This is a genomic window from Amycolatopsis pithecellobii, from assembly GCF_009707865.1.
Classification (GTDB): Bacteria; Actinomycetota; Actinomycetes; order Mycobacteriales; family Pseudonocardiaceae; genus Amycolatopsis_E; species Amycolatopsis_E pithecellobii.
On sequence record NZ_WMBA01000025.1, the window covers coordinates 64,236 to 85,721 of the forward strand.

General features: G+C 66.3%; 4 protein-coding genes. All 4 read left to right on the plus strand.

What is annotated here, in order from left to right; genetic code table 11:
• Genes GKO32_RS17550 through GKO32_RS17565 form a run of 4 tightly spaced genes read left to right on the plus strand, consistent with a single transcriptional unit; the run spans position 1 to position 21,476 of the window.
• Positions 1 to 6,921: a non-ribosomal peptide synthetase gene (locus GKO32_RS17550; RefSeq protein WP_154757956.1), complete on the plus strand. Its 6,921-nt coding sequence runs from the start codon at positions 1 to 3 to the stop codon at positions 6,919 to 6,921.
• Positions 6,918 to 11,099 (plus strand): non-ribosomal peptide synthetase, encoded by a 4,182-nt coding sequence (locus GKO32_RS17555; RefSeq protein WP_166459618.1) that lies wholly within the window; start codon positions 6,918 to 6,920, stop codon positions 11,097 to 11,099. The genes GKO32_RS17550 and GKO32_RS17555 overlap by 4 nt, the downstream gene beginning before the upstream one ends.
• Positions 11,092 to 18,129 (plus strand): condensation domain-containing protein, encoded by a 7,038-nt coding sequence (locus tag GKO32_RS17560; protein ID WP_154757958.1) that lies wholly within the window; start codon positions 11,092 to 11,094, stop codon positions 18,127 to 18,129. Before GKO32_RS17555 ends, GKO32_RS17560 begins: the two co-directional genes overlap by 8 nt.
• Positions 18,123 to 21,476, plus strand: coding sequence for a non-ribosomal peptide synthetase (locus GKO32_RS17565; RefSeq protein ID WP_376765969.1), 3,354 nt, complete (start codon positions 18,123 to 18,125; stop codon positions 21,474 to 21,476). The genes GKO32_RS17560 and GKO32_RS17565 overlap by 7 nt, the downstream gene beginning before the upstream one ends.
• Positions 21,477 to 21,486: the final 10 nt, after the last annotated feature.

Here is a 21,486-nt window from a genome sequence, read left to right on the forward strand (position 1 = left end):
GTGGTTTCGAGCGTCGAGGACGTCCTCCCGCTCACGCCGTTGCAGCAGGGCATGGTGTTCCACGCCCTGCTCGACGACCGGGTGGACGTGTACACCGTGCAGACCGTGCTGCGCCTGTCCGAGGATGTGGATCCCGAGCGGATGCGTGACGCGGGCGAGGCTTTGCTGCGCCGCCACGCGAACCTGCGGGTGGCCTTCCGTACGCAGGCTTCCGGGCAATTCGTGCAGGTGGTGCGGCGCACCGTGAAGGTGCCGTTCCGCGTCGTCGAGGAAGTCGACCTCGATGCCGAGCGCGCCGAACCGTTCAACCTCGCGCGCCCGCCGTTGCTGCGATTTACGTTGGTAGGAACGCGAAAGCTGGTGCTGACCGCGCACCATCTGTTGTGGGACGGTTGGTCAGCGCCGATCCTGGTCCGCGAGTTGCTCGCGCTCTACCAGGGGCAGCCACTGCCGGCAGTCCGGCCGTTCCGTGACCATCTCGCCTGGCTGTCCAAACAGGACAAAGGCGCGGCAACGCGCGCCTGGCAGGAAGCGCTTTCCGGGCTGGAGGAGCCGACGCTGGTGGGTGGTCCTTCGCTCGGGTTTCCGCGGCGCGAGGAGTTCACACTGGACGGTGGCGCGCTGGAGAAATCGGCCCGTCGCCACGGTGTGACGGTGAATGCCGTTGTGCAGGGCGCGTGGGCGTTGACGCTGTCGGCGTTGACCGGGCGTGACGATCTGGTGTTCGGCGCGACGGTGTCCGGCCGCAGTGCCGAAGTAGCCGGTGCCGACTCGATGGTCGGCATGTTCATCAACACCGTGCCCGTGCGCGTGCGGCTGAGCCCAGGCGAGTCCCTCATCGCGCTTTTCGCGCGGATACAGGAAGAGCAGGCGCGGTTGCTCGAGCACCAGCATCTCGGCCTCGCCGACATCCAGCGCACCAGCGGGCATTCGAGCCTGTTCGACACGCTTGTCGTGTTCGAGAGTTATCCGATGGACAGCTCGATTCCCTTGCTGGACAAGGTTTCCGTACGCGACGCGACGCACTACCCGCTCGCGTTGCTGGTCGTCCCGGGGGAGAAGGTCACTGTGCGGATCGATCACGATCTGGCACAGTTCCCCGACATTTCCTTGATCGCGTCGTGGTTCCAGGAGGTCGTGAACCGGTTCGTGTCGACACCGCAGCTTCCCGTGGGGCGACTCGTGCTGCCCGAAGCCGAGTCTTTCCCCGCGGTCGAGGTTCCGGAGACGACGTTGCCGGAGTTGTTTGAGGCGCAGGTGAGGCGGACTCCGGATGCGACGGCGGTGGTGTTTGAGGGTGAGTCGTTGACGTATGCGGAGCTGGACATGCGCGCCTCTACCCTTGCGGAGGGCCTCGCGGGGGTGGGTGTGGGGCCTGATCGGATTGTTGGTGTTCGGCAGGATCGGTCGTTGGATTTGGTTGTGTCGTTGCTTGGGGTGTTGAAGGCGGGTGGTGCGTATTTGCCGCTTGATCCTTCGTATCCGGAGGGGCGCCTTGATTTTATGATTTCGGATGCGGTGCCGGTGGTGGTGTTGCCTGCGGCCCTGGAACGTCGTGCTGAGCCTCGGAGGCCGGGTTCGGATAATGCGGCGTATGTGATCTATACGTCGGGTTCGACGGGGCGCCCTAAGGGTGTGGTGGTAACGCATCGTGCGATCGTGAACCGTCTACTGTGGATGCAGCATGAGTATGGGTTGGCCGGCGGTGATGCTGTTTTGCAGAAGACGCCGTCGAGTTTTGATGTGTCGGTGTGGGAGTTTTTTTGGCCGTTGATTACTGGGGCGATGTTGGTGGTGGCGAGGCCGGGTGGGCATAGGGATCCGGATTATCTGGCGTCGGTGATGGGTCGGGTGACTACTGTCCATTTTGTTCCGTCGATGTTGCGGGCGTATGGGGACCGGCCGTTGCCGAAGCGGGTTATTTGCAGTGGTGAGGCGCTTCCGGCGGATATCGCGAAGCCGGGGATGCACAACCTGTACGGCCCGACCGAAGCCGCTGTCGATGTCACGCACTGGACAGTGACCGACGAGGTCGCAATCGGACATCCAGTGTGGAACACGCAGGTGTACGTGCTCGACCGGATGCTACGCCCAGCCCTGACAGGTGAGCTGTACCTCGGCGGGGTGCAGCTGGCGAGGGGGTATCTCAACCGACCTGGGCTCACGGCTTCGCGGTTCGTTGCCGGGCCGGATGGTCAGCGCCTCTACCGTACGGGCGATCTCGTGGCCTGGCAGAACGGTGTCCTCCACTACCTGGGCCGGACCGACGATCAGGTCAAGATCCGCGGTTTCCGGGTGGAACTCGGCGAAGTCGAGGCTGCATTGGCCGCGCTACCCGGGGTCAAGGCCGCCGCCGCGTCGGTGCAGGCCGAACGCCAGCAGCTCATCGGCTACGTCGTGCCGCAGGACGGCGCCGTCGTCGATACCACCGGGCTCCGGTTGCCCGAGCACCTCACTCCGTCCACGATCGTCATGCTCGATGAGATTCCCCTGACACCGAGCGGGAAACTCGATCGGAAAGCGCTTCCCAAGCCGCGGGTCGAGGCCGGGGCCGGTCAGGCGAGGGACCCCCGCGAAGAGATCCTTTGTGAACTGTTCGCTGACGTTCTCGGTCTCGACGCCGTCGGTCCGCAGGACGATTTCTTCGCTCTCGGCGGCCATTCCCTGCTGGCGACGAAACTTATCAGCCGCGTCCGCCGCACGTTCGGTGTGGACCTGCAGTTGCGTGCCGTGTTCGACGCGCCATCAGCCGCGCGTCTCGCCCGGTTCCTCGATGACGGCGTCGGCCGACCCGCGCTGGTCAAACGCCCGCGCCCCGCCGAGATACCGCTTTCCCCGGCGCAACGAAGCTTGTGGTTCCTCTACCGCCTCGAAGGCCCGAACCCCACGTACAACCTTCCGTTCACCGCGCGCCTCAACGGTCCGCTTGACCCGGACGCACTCGAAGCCGCGCTGTACGACGTCATCGAGCGGCATGAACCGCTGCGCACGATCTTCCCGGGAACCGAGCCGCGCCAACAGATCCTCGAACCCCAGGCACCGCAGCGGGGTACGGCTGAGCATTCCTTCCGGCTCGACGAGGAACTGCCGATCCGCTACGACCTGCGCCGGATCGGTGAGCGTGAGTACGAGTTCACCCTCGTCGTGCACCACATCGCGGCCGACGAATGGTCCGCCCGGCCTCTGCTGCGGGACCTCGGTCTCGCCTACGCCGCTCGGGTGCAAGGAAAAGCGCCGGACTGGCCGCCACTTCCCGTGCAGTACGCGGACTACACGCTGTGGCAGCGGGAAAACGCGCGTGACGACAAGGAATTCTGGCTCCAGCAGCTGGACGGGTTGCCCGAGGAACTACCGCTGCCGACCGATCGGCCACGACCGCGGACCCCGAGCGGCCAGGCCGGCAGCGTCCGGTTGCCGCTGCCGGATACCCGGCAGCTTGCTCGCAAGCTCGGCGTCACCGACCTCATGATCGGCCAGGCCGTGGTCGCGGTCCTGTTGCACCGGCTCGGTGCGGGTGAGGACATCCCGCTCGGCACCCCGACCGCGGGGCGTGGCGACGAGGCGCTCGACGACCTCGTGGGATTCTTCGTCAACACGCTCGTGTTGCGGACCGACGTGTCCGGCGACCCGACGTTCCGCGAGCTGCTGGCACGGGTCCGGGATACGAATCTCGACGCATACTCGCACCAGGACCTGCCGTTCGAACGAGTGGTGGAGGCGCTCAACCCGGCGCGCTCAGCCGGCCGCCACCCGCTGTTCCAGACGATGGTGTCGCAGCAGGACCCGACGAGCGCCGAGCTGACGCTGCCCGATATCACCACGACCCCGCTCGACCCGGGCGTGACCGGCGCGAAGTTCGACCTGGCGTTCCACTTCGCATCCGGTGAATGCCAGATCTCCTATCGTGAGGACCTGTTCGACGAGTCCACAGTGGAGCGGTTCGGGCAGCGATTGGCTTTCTTGCTGGAGGCGTTCATCGCCGACCCGAACCGTCCGATCGGCCTCGTCGACATCATGGCTCCCGCAGAACATGCCCAGCTCCGGGAATTCAACAATACCAGCGAAAATCGCCCGGCGACGACATTGACGGCGATGGTGGAGGAGCAGGTCGCCCGGACACCCGAGGCGATCGCGGTCGAGTTCCATGAGCAGAAACTCACTTACGCCGAGCTCGATGCGCGTGCGAACCACGTCGCCCGCGCGTTGCGTGAACACGGTGTCGGGCCCGAAAAGACCGTGGGCATGCACTGGGAGCGGTCGGTCGAGATGATCGTCGGCCTGCTCGGCGTGGAAAAGGCCGGCGGTGCGTTCGTGCCGCTCGAACCGTCGTGGCCGCAGCGCCGTATCGCGGAGGTCTGTGCGAGCGCCGGGTTGGCCGCGATCCTCAGCGGTGAGAAGCACGACGAGCCAGTGCGCGGGCTCGGCGTCCCGGTAGTGCATATCGACGAGTCCACTTCGGACCCGGTCAGTGTGCCGATCGAACCGGAGAACCTGGCTTATGTGATCTACACGTCGGGCTCGACGGGTACACCGAAGGGCGCGATGATCCGGCATCGTGCGATCACCCACCGCCTGCTGTGGCAACGGGAAATGCTCCCGTTCGGTCTCGGTGACGCGGCGTTGTTCAAGGCTCCCCTCGGGTTCGACATCTCGATCAACGAGGTCTTTCTGCCGCTGGTCACGGGTGGGAAGGTGGTCATCGCCGAACCCGGCGGCGAGCGTGATTTCGACTACCTGATGGATCTTATCGAACGGCACGAAGTCACCTTCACCTATCTGCCTTCGTCGATCCTCGATTTGTTGTTGCAGAACGCCGACTTCACCCGGAAGGCTCGCTCGCTCAGGAATGTCTGGTGCGGCGGCGAAGTGCTCACCCCGGAACTCTTCCAGCGGTTCCGGCGGGCCAGCGACGCCGTGATGTACCACGGTTACGGACCGGCCGAGGCGACGATCGGGGTGAGCCATGTCGTCTACCGCGATCCGGACGAGATCCGTGGTGCGGTCTCGATCGGCAAGCCCAACGGCAACACCCGACTGTACGTTTTGGACCGTAACCTGTTACCGGTTCCTGTCGGCGCGCCGGGCGAGCTGTACGCGGGCGGGGTCTACCTCGGCCGTGGCTACCTCAACGATCCGAAGAAGACGGCCGACCATTTCGTCGCGGACCCGTTCGGCCCGCCTGGATCCCGGCTCTACCGAACCGGCGACCTCACCCGGTGGCGGCCCGACGGGAGCCTGGAGTTCCTCGGCCGCGCCGACAACCAGATCAAGATCCGGGGCATGCGCGTCGAGCTGGAGGAGATCGATGCGGTGCTCGAACAACATGAGCAGATCCGGCGGGCCGTGGTGCTGGTGCGCGAGGAACGGCCTGGTCTGACCGCGTACTGCCTCGCGCCGCCGATCGACGACCTCGCCGGGTGGGTGCGCGCGCGGCTGCCGGAACACATGGTGCCGCAACGGTTCGTGTTTCTTGACGAGTTCCCGCTGATGCCATCTGGCAAGGTCAACCGCCGTGCGCTGCCTGTGCCCGCACCGGAGGAGACGACCACCCGGGCACCGGCCACCGACACCGAGAAGATCCTTTGTGGACTGATGGCGGACTTGTTGCGGCTGCCGGACGTTGGTGCGGAGGACAACTTCTTCGCCCTTGGCGGTGACAGCATTCTGTCCATCCGGTTCGTGAGCAAGGCCCGCGCCGCCGGGCTGGCGATCTCACCGCGCCAGGTGTTCGAGCACCAGACCGCCGCGGCGCTCGCCCGTACCGTTGACGCGGCTTCCGTTGTCACACATGACGACGGGACCGGTGACGTGCCGTTCACGTCGATCATGCAATGGTGGAAGGCGGCCGGCGACCGCGCGATGCACCAGGCCGCGCTGCTGCGAGTGCCCCAACCCTTCGCGCCGGACGCGTTCGAGCAGGTGCTGCAGGATGTGCTTGACCATCACGATCTGCTGCGCGCGCGGCTCGGTGACGGGGTGCTGCATGTCCCGCCGCCGGGTTCGGTCAAGGCCGTTGTCGAACACGTCGCGGGCTCCTATCGCCCGGAGCACTACGGCGCAGCTGACCCGGCGGACTCCATGGTCCGTGCGGTCGCCTTCGACGGGCGGCTTCTGCTGGTGGTGCACCATCTCGTTGTCGATGGCGTGTCGTGGCGGATTCTCGCGGACGACTTGGCCGAGGCGTGGGTCGCGCGCGCCGCCGGCCGCGAGCCCGAGCTCGCCCTGGTGCCGACCTCTTTCCGCAGCTGGGCGCTCGCGACAGCGCACCCGATGACCGTCGCGTCAGGACAGTCCGAGCCGGTGGCAGGCAGGCTGACGATCGAGCTGGGAGTACCGGAGACCAGGAAGGTATTGGCGGGCAAGCACACTCGGGTCCAAGAGCTGTTGCTGTTCGCGTTGGGACAGGTGCTCGAGCCGACAGTCGTCGCACTCGAAGGACATGGCCGTGACGAACAGCTAGTCCCGGGCGCCGACCTGTCCCGCACGATCGGCTGGTTCACCACGGTATTGCCGTTCGAGCTGAACCGGCCGACCCTCGACGAGGTCAAGGAACGGCTTCGAGCCAACGAAACCGTTACCGGTGACGCCGAAACCGCCGTTGGCTTCAACTACCTCGGCCGGTTCGATCTCAGCGACGCTTACTGGACGCCCGCGCCGGAGAAACTGCCGGACCCGGAAACCCAGCACCGTCCACTGGAGATCAACGCGCTCACCGAAGACGGCCCGGATGGGCCGATGCTCAAGGCGACCTGGTCATGGACGGGAAAGTACACCGAGCCCGAAGTACGCGCGCTGGCGCGCAGCTGGCTGGAAGCGCTTTCCGGCGAGCCCGACACCAGGCTCACCCCGTCCGACGTCCCGCTGGTTTCGTTGAACCAGGGGCAACTCGACAAGCTCGCGGCGAAGTGGGGAAAAAAGTGATCGAGGACATCCTGCCGCTGTCGCCGCTGCAGCAGGGCATGCTGTTCCACGCGCTGTTCGACCAGAGCGCCGACGATGTCTACACCGTCCAGTTCGTGCTGGGCCTCGAAGGGGACGTTGACGGAAAGCGCTTACATCGGTCGGCGCAAGCGCTGCTGGCCAGGCACGCGAACCTGCGGGCCGCGTTCGTGCACGAGGACGTCGACGATCCGGTGCAGGTTATCCTCGACGAGGTCGAGTTGCCGTGGGCCGAAGTCGACGGCGATCTGCCGGGTGTGCTGCGGCGCGACCGCGAGGTGAAATTCGATCTCACCAACCCGCCGTTGCTGCGGATGACGCTGGTGAAGCTCGCGGAAACCGACTACCGGCTGGTGCTGACGAATCACCACATCCTGCTCGACGGCTGGTCGTTGCCGCTGCTGATCAGCGAACTGCTGTCGCTGTACGCCGGAGCCGAGCCGGCCCGGCCCCGGCCGTATCGCGACTACCTCACCTGGTTGTCCACATGCGACACCGCCGCGTCGGCAATCGCCTGGCAGAAGGCACTCGCCGGAGCGGAACCGACCCTGCTGGCACCTGGCGCGTCACGTGTGCCTGAGCGGCCCGGCAAGATCCGGATCGACCTGCCTGCCGATCGGCTGTATGCGCGGGCGCGTGCGGAGGGCTTGACCATCAACACCGTCGTGCAGGGCCTATGGGGTCAGGTGCTGGCGCGGCTGACCGGCCGGGACGACGTGGTGTTCGGCGCGACGGTCTCCGGCAGGCCGGCGGAGCTGTCCGGTGTGGACTCGATGGTGGGCCTGTTCATCAATACGGTTCCCGTGCGGGTCCGGACAGACGAGCCTTTGCGAGACCTGCAGGCGGCGAACTCCGCACTGCTGGAGCACCAGTACCTCGGGCTCACCGAGATCCAGCGCGGCACCGGTGACCTGTTCGACACGCTGATCGTGTTCGAGAACTACCCGATCGACTCGGACGCGGTGGGGGAGAGCGAGAACCGGGCGGGCATCAGGATCAGCCACGTCGAGGTCGACGACGCGACGCATTACCCGCTGACCCTCGCTGTCGCCGCTGAGAAAGCGCTTTCCGTGGCCTTTGAGTACCGGCCGGATGTGTTCGACCACGCGCAGATCGAGGCGATCGCCCGATACTTTACCCGGGTGGCCGCGAATTTCGCTGACCACCAACCGTTTGACGTCCTGTCGGCGGAAGAACACCGGCAGCTGACCGAATTCGGTACCGGTAAACCGCTCGAGCCCGGATCGGCCACGATATCCGAGGCGTTCGAAGCGCAGACCCGGCTCACCCCGGACGCGATCGCGCTGGTCGCCGACGGGCAGCGGCTCACCTTCGCCGAGGTCAACAGCCGGGCCAATTTCGTCGCGAATGGACTCGTCGATCAGGGCGCCGGGCCGGAACGGATCGTCGCGCTGAACATGCCACCAGGCCCGGACCTGATCATCGCGCTCCTCGCGGTGTTGAAGGCCGGCGCCGCGTATCTTCCGCTTGATCCGGACTGGCCGGCGGAGCGCATCGCCACAATGCTGGCGGATGCACAGCCCGTGGTGGTAGTGACCGAAATTCCGCACGGTCATGCCGAAAACCCTCCACAACGCGCAAGACCGCAGAACCCTGCGTATGTCATCTACACCTCGGGCTCGACCGGGACACCGAAAGCCGTGGTGGCCACACACTGGTCGATCACCAACCTGCTGGTCAGCCACAGCACGGACCTGTTCGACCCGGCACGGCGGCGGGTTGGCCGGCCACTGCGGGTCGCGCACGCGTGGCCCATGGCCTTTGACGCGTCATGGCAACCGATGCTGTGGATGTTCGCCGGGCACGAGCTGCACCTGGTGCCACCTGACGTCCGGCGCGACGCCGATTTGCTGCGCACGTTCCTGGCCCAGCACCGAATCGAGTTCGTCGAGCTGTCGCCATCGCTGCTCGCGCAGGTCGCGAGTGAGCCATGGCGCGGGTCGCTCAGGATGCTCGGTGTCGGCGGTGAAGCGGTGCCCGGCGAGCTGTGGCGGATGCTGCGGAACCAGGAGGATCTGGCCGTCTACAACCTGTATGGCCCGACCGAGTGCACTGTGGACTCCATGGCCGCGAATTTCGCCGACAGCGACTCGCCGTCCATCGGCTCGCCCGTAGGCAATGCCAACGCCTACATCCTCGACCGTCGGCTGCGGCGCTGCCCGATCGGTGTCGACGGCGAACTCTATCTGGCTGGTGCAGGGCTCGCCCGCGGCTATCTCGGCCGTCCCGGCACGACGGCGGAACGCTTTGTGGCCAACCCGTTCGGCCCTGGTCGGCTGTACCGGACCGGAGATGTCGCGCGGTGGACCGTCGACGGGCGCATCGAATGCTTCGGCCGTGTCGATGACCAGGTGAAGATTCGCGGGTACCGCATCGAACCGGGCGAGATCGAAGCCGTACTGTCGCGGGAAGATCGGGTCGAACGTGCGGTCGTCGTGCCGCGCGAGGACACGCCCGGTGTTTGTCGCCTGGTGGCCTACGTCGTGCTGCGTGCCGGTGATATCGGTGGCCTCCGTGAGCGGGTCGCCGCGAGCCTGCCGGACTACATGGTCCCCGCCGCGGTCATCGCCGTCGACAGCTTTCCGTTGACGCGCAACGACAAGCTTGATCTGAAAGCGCTTCCTGCCCCGGACTACCGGGGAATCACTCGGCCGCCGCGCACCGACACCGAACGACAGCTGGCCGGCCTGTTCGCCGAGGTGCTCGGGGTTCGCGAGGTCGGCGCCGACGACAGCTTCTTCGCCCTCGGCGGCGACAGCATCGTGTCGATGCGCCTGGTCAGCAAGGCCCGTGCGCTAGGCGTCGGGTTCAGCCCACGTGACGTGTTCGAACGACGGACGGTCGCCGAGCTTGCCAAGGTGGCCGGCGCGGCGACGCGGTCCGCCGACCCGGACGCGGGTATCGGCGACGTGCCAATGACTCCCATGCTCGCCTGGCTCACACACAACAAGCCTTACGAGCGGCTCAGCCAGGCCCGGTTGTTGTGCACTCCCGCCGGGCTGACGTTCGAGCGGCTCACGGAACTGGTCCAGGCCCTGCTGGACCGGCACGATGTGCTCCGGTCCACTTTCGACGGTTCGTTCACCGTGCGGCCCCGAGGCGCGGTAAAGGCATCCGTCCGCCGGGTGCCGCTCGAGGACGTGGCCGCCCAGTTGGCGGATGTAATGGAGGAGGAGCTGCGCGAGCTTTCCCCACAGCGCGGGGACATGGCGCGATTCGTCTGGTTCGAGGGAGAAGGCGACGGCCGCCTGCTGATTCTGTTGCATCACTTGGTCGTTGACGGCGCTTCGTGGGGCGTGCTGGTGCCGGAGCTCGCGGATCTGTGGCAGGGGCGCGACCTTCCGCCGGTCGGTACCTCATTCCGCGCATGGGCGAAAACGCTTTCCGAGGTGGCGGACACGAAGGCGGGCGAGCTGGACTTGTGGCGCGACATCCTGTCGGGGCCCGATCCGGTACTCGGCACCCGCAGGCTCGACCCGGCGATCGATACGCGCGCGACGATGCGCGCCACTCGCACGGTGCTCGACGCCGAGCTCACCGGAAAGTTGCTGACCACCGTGCCCGAGCGGCTCGGCGTGTCGATCAACGACGTCCTGCTGACCGCGTTCGCGCGTGCCGTCGCCCGGTGGCGCGGTGAGCCGGGTTCGGTGCTGATCGCGTTGGAGGGGCACGGCCGGGAGGAGCAACTCGTGGCCGGAACCGACCTGTCCGGCACCGTCGGCTGGTTCACCAGTGTCCATCCTGTCCGCATCGACCCGATCGACGTGCACAAGGTCCACGAGCAACTGTCCTTGCCGGACAAGGGAATCGGTCACGGTCTGCTTCGCTACCTCAACCCGCGCACAGCGCCGGAACTGCAGCGCCTGCCCGAACCACAGGTCGAGTTCAACTACCTCGGTCGGCTGACGGTCGGCGAAACCGACGGCCAACCCTGGTCCGGTGCGCCCGAAGCCGGCGCGATGGGCGGTGGCGTGGACGGTGAGATGCCCGCGCCGTATTGCCTGGTGCTCAACGCACTGGTCAACGGGCAGGCGCTCGAAGCAGATTGGCAATGGGCGAGCGGGATCTTTTCGGAAGACCGCATTCATGAGTTGTCGCGCGAATGGTTCGCGGCGTTGAAGGAGATTTCGGATGAGTGACCTTGCCGCCCGCAAGCGTGAACTTTTGCGCCGGCGGCTCGCGCACGCCGGGCTCGCGAGCACGAACCAGATTCCGCGCCGCGACCGCGACGACGACCTGCCGCTTTCGTACGCGCAGTCGCGCATGTGGTTCCTGCAGCAGCTCGAACCAGCCAGTGCCGCGTACAACGTGTGCCTCGCGATCAGCCTGCAAGGCGACCTGGACACCGCGGCACTGCACCGGTCTTTCCAGCGGTTGGTGGAGCGGCACGAAATCCTGCGCACGCGTTACGTTCCAGGCGGGGACGGCGAGCCGCGGCAGGTGATCGACCCGTATGCCGTGGTCACCATGGCCGAGGTCGACCTGCGCGGCCTGCCGGAGAACGAGCGGGCGCGGATGGTGAAAGCGCTTTCTCGCGAGGAGGCTGCACACGCGTTCGACCTTTCCCGCGAGCACTCCCTGCGGTTGCGGCTGCTACGCTGCGGCGAGGACGACTACGTCCTCGTGATGACCGTGCATCACATCGCCTGGGACGGATTCACGTTCAACGCGTTGTCCCACGACCTGTCCGCGCTCTACCGCGAGGACACCACCGGACGCCCCGCCGGTCTGGAGCCCCTGCCGGTGCAATACGCGGACTTCGCGCTGTGGCAACGGAAAACGCTGACCGGCAAACGGCTCGCGAGCGATCTCGGTTACTGGCGCGGCGTACTCGATCCGATGCCGGAGAACCTTCCCCTGCCGACCGACTTTCCTCGTCCCGCCGCCCGATCCAGTCGTGGCGACCGTCGCTTCAGGACATTCGACTCTGCACTCACTGAGCGGGCGACGGCGTTCGCACAGTCCCGCGGCGTCACCCCGTTCATGATCGTGCTTGCCGCCTACGCCGCACTGTTGCATCGGTACACGGGCGTCACCGATGTGCCGATCGGTTCGGCGTCGATGAATCGTGACGCCGGTGAGGTCGAACGGCTCATCGGAAACTTCGGCAACACCCTGGTACTGCGCGCGGATCTCGGCGGTGACCCATCGTTCGCCGACCTGGTCGCGCGAGTGCACCAGGTCTGCACCGACGGTTACACACATCAGGACCTGCCGTTCGATCTCCTTGTCGAACGCCTGCGGCCACCGCGAACTGCGGGACGCTCGGTGCTGTTCGACGTGATGCTGCTGTTTCTGACCCAAGGTTTGCAGGGCCTCGATCTGCCCGGCGTGACCGCGAGCTGGGAGACCGTGCACAACGACACCACCCAGTTCGACCTTGCGCTGGAAGCATTCCTCACCGGGGGGCAGCTGCGCATCGAGGCAACGTACTCGACGGATCTGTTCCGCGCCGGAACGATCGACCGGTTCCTGGGACATCTGGAATCGCTGCTCGCGGCGGCTCTCGCTGCACCCGACCAGAACATTGGCCGCCTTGAGTACCACTCCGAGCAGCTGCCGAACGATACCGCCGTCGAGGTTCCGGAGACGACGTTGCCGGAGTTGTTTGAGGCGCAGGTGAGGCGGACTCCGGATGCGACGGCGGTGGTGTTTGAGGGTGAGTCGTTGACGTATGCGGAGTTGGATGCGCGGGCGTCTGTTGTTGCTGGGTCGTTGGCTGCGGTGGGTGTGGGTCCGGATCGGATCGTCGGTGTTCGGCAGGATCGGTCGTTGGATTTGGTTGTGTCGTTGCTTGGGGTGTTGAAGGCGGGTGGTGCGTATTTGCCGCTGGATCCTTCGTATCCGGAGGAGCGCCTTGATTTCATGATTTCCGATGCGGCGCCGGTTGTCGTGTTGCCTGCGGTCCTGGAACATCGTGCTGAGTCGCGGAAACCAGGCCCGGATGATGCGGCGTATGTGATCTATACGTCGGGTTCGACAGGGCGCCCTAAAGGCGTGGTCATCACGCATCGCGCGATCGTGAACCGTCTACTGTGGATGCAGGACGAGTACGTGTTGACGAGTGGGGATGCTGTTCTGCAGAAGACGCCGTCGAGTTTTGATGTGTCGGTGTGGGAGTTTTTTTGGCCGTTGATCACTGGTGCGATGTTGGTGGTGGCGAAGCCGGGGGGTCACAAGGATCCGGATTATCTGGCGTCGATGATGGATCGGGTGACTACTGTCCATTTTGTTCCGTCGATGTTGCGGGCGTATGGGGACCGGCCGTTGCCGAAGCGGGTTATCTGTAGTGGTGAGGCGCTTCCGGCGGATATAGCGAAGCCGGGGATGCATAATCTGTATGGCCCGACCGAAGCTGCGGTGGATGTCACGCATTGGACAGTGACCGACGAGGTGCTGATCGGGCGTCCAGTATGGAATACCGAAGTCCACGTGTTGGACCGGTTCCTGTGCCCGGTCCCGCCCGGCGTGCCCGGCGAGCTGTACCTCGGTGGCGTGCAACTCGCGCGTGGGTATCTCAACCGGCCGGGGCTGACCGCATCCCGGTTCGTCGCCGGGCGCAGCGGTGAACGGCTCTACCGCACCGGTGACCTCGTGCGCTGGCGCGAAGACGGTGCGCTCGAATACCTTGGCCGTGCCGACGACCAGGTCAAGATCCGTGGTTTCCGGGTGGAACTCGGCGAGATCGAGGCAACTCTGACCGCGCTGCCCGGTGTCGAGGCCGCCGCCGTCATCGCGCGGGGGGAGCGGCTGATCGCGTACGTGGTCGGCGAAGCCAATGGCGTCAAGAGGAAACTGGCGAAGTCACTGCCCGAGCACCTGGTGCCCTCCGTCGTCGTAGACATCGAGGCACTGCCATTGACCCCCAGTGGCAAACTCGACCGGAAAGCGCTTCCCGAACCGTCGGTCACGGTCACCGACGCGGAGCCGACCACCGAACGCGAACACGCCCTCGCCCGGCTCTTCGCCGACCTCCTCGAGCTGGACCGCGTCGGCATTCATGACGATTTCTTCGCGCTGGGCGGACATTCGCTACTGGCCACGAAACTCGTTGGCCGGGTCCGCGCCGAGCTCGGGATAGAGCTCGCCATCGGCACCATTTTCGACGCACCCACCGTCGCGCGCCTGGCCGCTGCGCTCGATGAGGGTGGTCAGAAGCAGCCCGCACTCGCTCCGATGCCGCGGCCGCGACGGGTGCCGCTGTCCTTCGCCCAGCAACGCCTGTGGTTCCTTTACCGGCTGGAAGGTCCGAGCCCGACGTACAACATCCCGCTCGCGGTGCGTATCGACGGGCCACTCGATGTCGAAGCATTGACGGCCGCACTGTCCGATGTGGTCGGACGGCACGAGGTGCTGCGCACCGTCTACCCCGACTTCGAAGGGCAGCCGTACCAGCAGGTTCTCGACTGGACACCGACGCTGCGGTCCGGCGGTACCGTGGAGGAGGCCGCCCGGCGGGCGTTCGAACTGGACCGCGAACCGCCGTTCGAGGCGCGGCTGCTGGACGGCCAGGTGCTTTCGCTGCTCACCCACCACATCGCCGGCGACGGCTGGTCCGGTGAGCAGTTGCTGGCCGATCTCGCCACGGCCTACACCGCGCGAGTGCGCGGCCGAACGCCGAGCTGGTCGCCGCTCCCGGTGCAGTACGCCGACTATGCGCTCTGGCAGCGCGACCTTCTCGGGAATGCCGCTGATCCGGAAAGCGCTTTCTCCACTCAGCTCGAATACTGGCGGGACCAGCTGGCCGAACTGCCCGACGAGCTGCGACTGCCTGCCGACCGGCCGCGTCCGGCTGTTCCGAGCTTCGAAGGCGACGCCGTGCGGTTCCGGTTTTCCCCCGAGATGCATGCCGCACTTGCGGAGTTGGCGGGCGAGACCGGGTCGACCGTCTTCATGACCGTGCAGGCCGCCCTTGCCGCATTGCTCGACTACCTCGGCGCGGGCAGTGACATCCCACTCGGCACCCCCGTCGCAGGGCGGACCGACGACGCGCTCGACGGGCTCGTCGGGTTCTTCGTGAACACCTTGGTCCTGCGCACAAACGTCAGCGGGAACCCGACCTTCCGGCAGCTCGTCGAGCGAGTGCGCACCACCGATCTCGGCGCGTTCGCTCATCAGGACCTGCCGTTCGAACGCCTCGTGGAAGCGGTGAACCCTGCGCGCTCGATGGGGCGGCATCCGTTGTTTCAGGTCATGCTGGCCTACCAGCAGGGGCCGCGTGACGCCGTGCCTTTCGGGGCGGCATCCATGCGTGAGGAACACGTCGATTTCTATGCCGCACGCATGGACCTGTCGTTCCATCTGTTCGAGGGCGCGAGCGGGATCGACGGCTGGCTGGTCTACAGCAAGGATCTCTTCGACCGATCCACAGTGGACGAGGTAGCGACCCGGTTCGTCACCGTCGTCGAATGGCTGCTTGCCGACCCCGATCGCCCGCTTTCGCAACTGGCGCTCACCGAGACCGAAACGTTCCCGGTCGTCGACGTCCCGGCGACCACGTTGCCGGAGCTGTTCGAGGCGCAGGTCACGCGGACGCCCGATGCCACAGCCGTGGTGTTCGAGGGGGAGTCACTAACGTACGCGGAACTGGACATGCGCGCTTCCGGCCTCGCGGAGAGTCTCGCGGCGGTGGGTGTGGGGCCTGATCGGATTGTTGGTGTTCGGCAGGATCGGTCGTTGGATTTGATCGTGTCGCTGTTGGCAGTGCTCAAGGCCGGTGGCGCGTATTTGCCGTTGGATCCTTCCTATCCGGAGGCGCGTCTGGATTTTATGATTTCGGATGCGGTGCCGGTGGTGGTGTTGCCTGCGGCCCTGGCTGGTCGGGCTGAGCCACGGAAGGCAGGGCCGGACAACGCGGCGTATGTGATTTACACGTCGGGTTCGACGGGGCGCCCCAAGGGTGTGGTGGTCACGCATCGTGCGATCGTGAACCGTCTATTGTGGATGCAGCATGAGTATGGGTTGACCGGCGGTGATGCTGTTTTGCAGAAGACGCCGTCGAGTTTTGATGTGTCGGTGTGGGAGTTTTTTTGGCCGTTGATTACTGGTGCGATGTTGGTGGTGGCGAGGCCGGGTGGGCATAGGGATCCGGATTATCTGGCGTCGGTGATGGGTCGGGTGACTACTGTCCATTTTGTTCCGTCGATGCTGCGGGCGTACGGTGACCGGCCGCTACCGAAACGGGTTATCTGTAGTGGTGAGGCGCTTCCGGCGGATATCGCGAAGCCGGGGATGCACAACCTCTATGGCCCGACCGAAGCCGCGGTGGACGTCACGCATTGGACAGTGACCGACGAGGTCGCAATCGGACGTCCGGTGTGGAATACCGAAGTCCACGTCCTCGATCGCCTACTGCGGCCCGTACCGCCAGGAATTCCGGGCGAGCTGTACCTCAGTGGCGTGCAACTCGCGCGGGGGTATCTGAACCGGCCGGGGCTGACCGCATCCCGGTTCGTCGCCGGTCACAACGGTGAACGGCTCTACCGCACCGGCGACCTGGTGCGCTCGGTCAACGGTGTCCTGCACTATCTGGGGCGGACCGACGACCAGGTCAAGATCCGCGGTTTCCGCGTGGAACTCGGCGAAATCGAGGCGGCGCTGGCGGCCGTGCCCGGTGTCGACGCTGCGGCCGTCGTCGTGCGAGACGAGCGACTGGTCGCCTACGTCACCGGAAAACCCGGCGACGTCAAGGAGCAATTGGCCGGCTCACTTCCTGAACACATGGTGCCGGCCGCCGTCGTCACGCTCGACGATCTGCCGCTCACCCCCAGCGGAAAGCTGGATCGGAAAGCGCTTCCTGCTCCGGACTTCGCGGCGCTCGCCAGGGATGACAAACCACGAGACGAGCGGGAACGGGTGCTGTGCACGCTGTTCGCCGAGATCCTGCGCTTGCCGGATGTCGGCATCCACGACAGTTTCTTCGAACTCGGTGGCGACAGTATCGTTTCGGTACGGCTCGTCAGCCGCGCTCGCAAGGCAGGTATCACGCTGACCCCCCGGCAGATCTTCGAGCACCGCACCCCTGCCGGGCTCGCCGCCGCGGCCGAGTTCCCCGTGCACGCCGACACCCCGTTCGGACGCGTCGAGCCGACGCCCATCATGCGCTACCGGGGGCTCTACCAGGCGATGCTCCTTGTGGCGCCGGAAAACCTGACCGAACCGGAGCTTCTTCGTACCCTGCAAGCGATCATCGACCGGCATGACATCCTGCGCGCCCGCTGGGACGGCGAGACCCTCGTCGTACCCGAAGAGTCCTTCCCTGCCAAGGAAATACTGACGAGAGCGACCGGATCACTCGACGACGAGCTGCTCGCCGCCCGGGACCGGATCTCCGACGAGCGGATGGTGCAGGTCGTCTGGTTCGACGAACGGGTGCTGGTCGTCGCCGATCACCTTGTCGTCGACGGCGTGTCCTGGCGGATCCTGCTCGATGATCTGGCCGAAGCCTGGCAAGGACATGAGTTGTTCCGCACCGGTACGTCGTTCCGCCGGTGGAGTGAGGTACTCGGACAGCAGGACCGTGGTGGCGAATGGGAGCTGTGGCGCGGCATCCTCGACGGCGCCGATCCCGTGCTGCCCCTGACCGACGCCATCCCGGTGGTGACGGAGTTCGCCGCGCCGCTGCCGGCGGGCGATGTTCAGCACGCCCTGATCCGCGCGCTCGGCCAGGCGCTCGGCGTGAACAACGCGGTGATCGCCGTCGAAGGACACGGCCGGGTGGAGCAGATCGCGTCCGGTGTGGACCTGTCGGCGACAGTCGGCTGGTTCACCACGATATTCCCCCTGCGCACCAACGGAAGCGTCGACGACCTGCCCGACCGTGGTATCGGCTACGGGCTCCTGCGCCCGCTCGGCCTGCCGGAGCCGACCATCGTGCTCAACTACCTCGGCCGGGTGGACGCGAGCGACGGTTCGCCATGGACCGTCGCGCCCGAGGCACCGATGTTGCGTGTGCCGCCGCGGCCCGGCCGCCGCCCGGACTGGGCGCTCGAGATTAACGCCGCCGCCATCGACGGTGAATTGTGGATCAGCCTGGCCAGCCGGCATGACGTCACGTTGCTGGTCGCCAGGCTTGCCGAAGCACTGGACGGAACCGAACCGGATCTGTCTCTTGTGGACATCAGTGACGACGAGATCAACGAGTTCGAAGAGGAGCTGGGCACGTGGTGAGTCAGCAACCGACGGCGGGGGAGCTCCTGCGGGAGGTCACCGACCTGCTGGGCCCGGAGGCGGCTGGACTGTCCGAAGACGACAGTCTCATCGAATGGGGGCTGGACTCGATCCAGCTCATGCAGGTCGCGAACAAGTGGCGCCGCAAGGGGATCAAGGTCGGCTTCCCACAGCTGGCGAAGAACCCGACGCTCGCGGGCTGGCGTCAGGTACTCGCCGACGCGGCCGGGGTCGCGCCAGAACCCGTTGTCACCGTTGACATCGACGAGAGCGAGCCATTCCCGCTCGCCCTGATGCAGCACGCGTACTGGATCGGCCGGGATGAGGAGACCACGCTCGGCTCGGTCGCCGCGCACCTGTATGTCGAGTTCGACGGTCACGATGTCGACGCCGCGAAACTCGAACGTGCCGTGCAGGCGCTGGTGAAGCGGCACGGAATGCTGCGCGCGAAGTTCACCGACGACGGCCGGCAGCAGATCATGCCCGAGCGCACCCAGCCGGCGCTCGTCGTGCATGACATCGACGACGAGGAAGAACTGGAAGCCATCCGCGAGCGGTGCTCGCATGCCCAGCTGAACGTCGCCGACGGCGAGGTGTTCTCAATCCAGCTCAGCCGCCTGCCCGGTGGCCGGACCCGGTTGCATGTGGACGTTGACATGCTGGCTGCCGACGCGCTCAGTTACCGCGTCCTGCTCGCCGATCTCGCGCGGTTCTACCAGGACCCCGAGGCCGGTGAGCCGATGGCCTACAGCTATCCGCGTTATCTGGCCGAACGCGAGCCGGCCCGGAAGACTGACCGCGTACGCGCCCGGGAATGGTGGCAGCAAAGGATTCCTGGGCTGCCTGCTGCGCCCGATTTGCCTCTCGTCCCGGAAGCTGAGCGTGGCGACACGACGCGTGTGACCCGCCGCCACCACTGGCTTGCCCCCGAGGATCGTAAGCGGCTCGCGTCGCGCGCCCATGAACACGGCCTGACCCCGGCGATGGTTGTCGCGACCGCGTTCGCGGAATCACTCGCCTCTTGGAGCGCGCAACCGCGCTTCCTGCTCAACGTTCCGATGTTCGACCGCGAGGGCACTCATCCCGAGGTGGACAAGCTCGTCGGCGACTTCACCGGCTCCGTACTGCTGGACGTGGACCTTTCCGAAGAATCGTCCTTTGTGGACCACGCAAGGGCGCTGCAGAACCGGATGCACGCGGACGCGGCGCACGCGGCGTACTCGGGTGTGGAGGTGCTGCGCGATCTCTCCCGCCACCAAGGTGAGCAGGTGCTCGCCCCCGTGGTGTTCACGAGCGCGCTGAACCTCGGCGAGCTGTTCGACGCCGAGGTCCGCCGTCTGTTCGGGGAGGCGGTGTGGATCATTTCGCAGGGCCCGCAGGTGCTGCTGGACGCGCAGGTCACCGAGGTCAACGAAGGTTTGCTGATCAACTGGGACGTCCGTGAAAGCGCTTTCCCGTCCGGTCTCATCGACGACATGTTCGCCGCGTTCCACGGTTTGATCACCCGGCTCGGCCAGGACGGCGACGCGTGGGCACGGCCGGTCGGTGGTGCGCTGCCCGCCGCGCAGGCTGAGATCCGCGCGAAGGTCAACGACACGGCCGGTCCGCGCAGCGGGAACCTTTTGCATGACGGGTTTTTCCGGCGGGCGCGGGAGAATCCGGACGCACCGGCGTTGCTGTGGTCCACCGGCAGTCTCAGCTACGGCGCACTGGCCGATCGGGCGCTGCGGATCGCGGGTTCTCTCGATGTCTCGCCGGGTGACACGGTCGGCGTCAGCCTGCCGAAAGGACCGGACCAGATCGCGGCGGTACTCGGGGTGCTCGCCGCGGGCGGCGCGTACGTGCCGATCGGCATCGATCAGCCACCCGCCCGCGCCGAGCGCATCCGCCGCATCGCGGGCCTGAGCACCGTCCTCACCAACGCTGACAGCACAGCCGAACCGCTCGCCGAACCAGTGCGTGTTGGCGAAGAGTCCGTGGCCTACGTGTTGTTCACCTCCGGCTCCACCGGTGAGCCCAAAGGCGTGGAGGTCCCTCATCGGGCGGCCATGAACACGATCGACGACCTCAACGAACGCTTCGGTATCGGCGAGTCCGACCGGTGTCTTGCCGTGTCCGCTTTGGACTTCGACCTTTCGGTGTACGACATCTTCGGTCTGCTCGGCGCCGGTGGCGCGGTCGTGCTCGTCGGGGAAGGTGACCGCCGGGACGCGCGTGCTTGGGTCGAACTCGGTGCGGCACAAGGCGTTACGCTGGTCAACTGCGTGCCCGCCTTGCTCGACATGTTGCTGGCCGCGGCCCGGCCGGGCGAGTTGGCCGGGATGCGAACGGTGTTGCTCGGCGGTGACTGGGTCGGCACCGACCTGCCCGGCCGGGTGGCCGCGCAGGCGCCGCGCTGCCGGTTCGCCGGGCTCGGTGGCACGACGGAGACGGCGATCCACTCGACGGTGTGCGAAGTGCACGGGGTGCCTGCGCAATGGCGATCGGTGCCCTATGGCACGCCGCTGCGCAATGTTGCCTGCCGTGTCGTGGATGCCCGCGGGCGCGACTGCCCGGACTGGGTCGGCGGTGAACTGTGGATCGGCGGAGACGGTGTCGCACACGGGTATCGCGTGGATCCAGAGCGCACCGCCGACCGGTTCGTCGAGTATGAAGGCCGTCGCTGGTACCGGACCGGCGACCTGGCCCGCTACTGGCCGGACGGCACGCTCGAATTTCTCGGCCGACGCGATCACCAGGTCAAGGTGCGCGGCGTGCGGATCGAACTCGGCGAAGTCGAAGCCGCACTGGCCGAGCATCCCGGCGTGCGGCGCGGTATCGCGGGTGTCGCAGGGAACCAGCTCGTCGCCGCGGTCGCGGGTGACGTGACGGCGGACGACGTCCGCGAGTTCGCCCGCACCCTGTTGCCACCACACATGGTGCCCGCGCGTGTGGTGGTACTGGACGAAATGCCGCTGACGGCCAACGGCAAGGTCGACCGGCGAGCGGTCGCGACGCACTGGTCGGCCGAGTCGGAGTCCTATGTCGCGCCGACCACGCCGCTGGAGAAGGTCATCGCGAAGGTATGGGCGGATGTGCTCGAGGTCGAGCGTGTCGGTGCCGACGATCCATTCTTCGCCATCGGCGGGGACTCCGTGCTGGCGACCGTGATCGTCGGTCGGCTGCGGGAAGCGTTGGACACCAACGAGATCTCCGTCCGCACCCTGTTCGCGGCGCTCAGCGTCCGTGCGATGGCCGAGCGGCTGCTTGCCGACGAGACCACCCCCGGCCGGCTCACGCAGGTCGCGGAGATCTACCTGGAGATCGAGGCGCTGAGCGAGTCCGATGTGGACGCCGAATTGTCCTAGCCGACGGAAG

Bases quoted from the DNA above. Each gene is read 5' to 3' on its own strand.
- GKO32_RS17560 (WP_154757958.1), top strand. From the start codon at position 11,092: ATGAGTGACCTTGCCGCCCGCAAGCGTGAACTTTTGCGCCGGCGGCTC.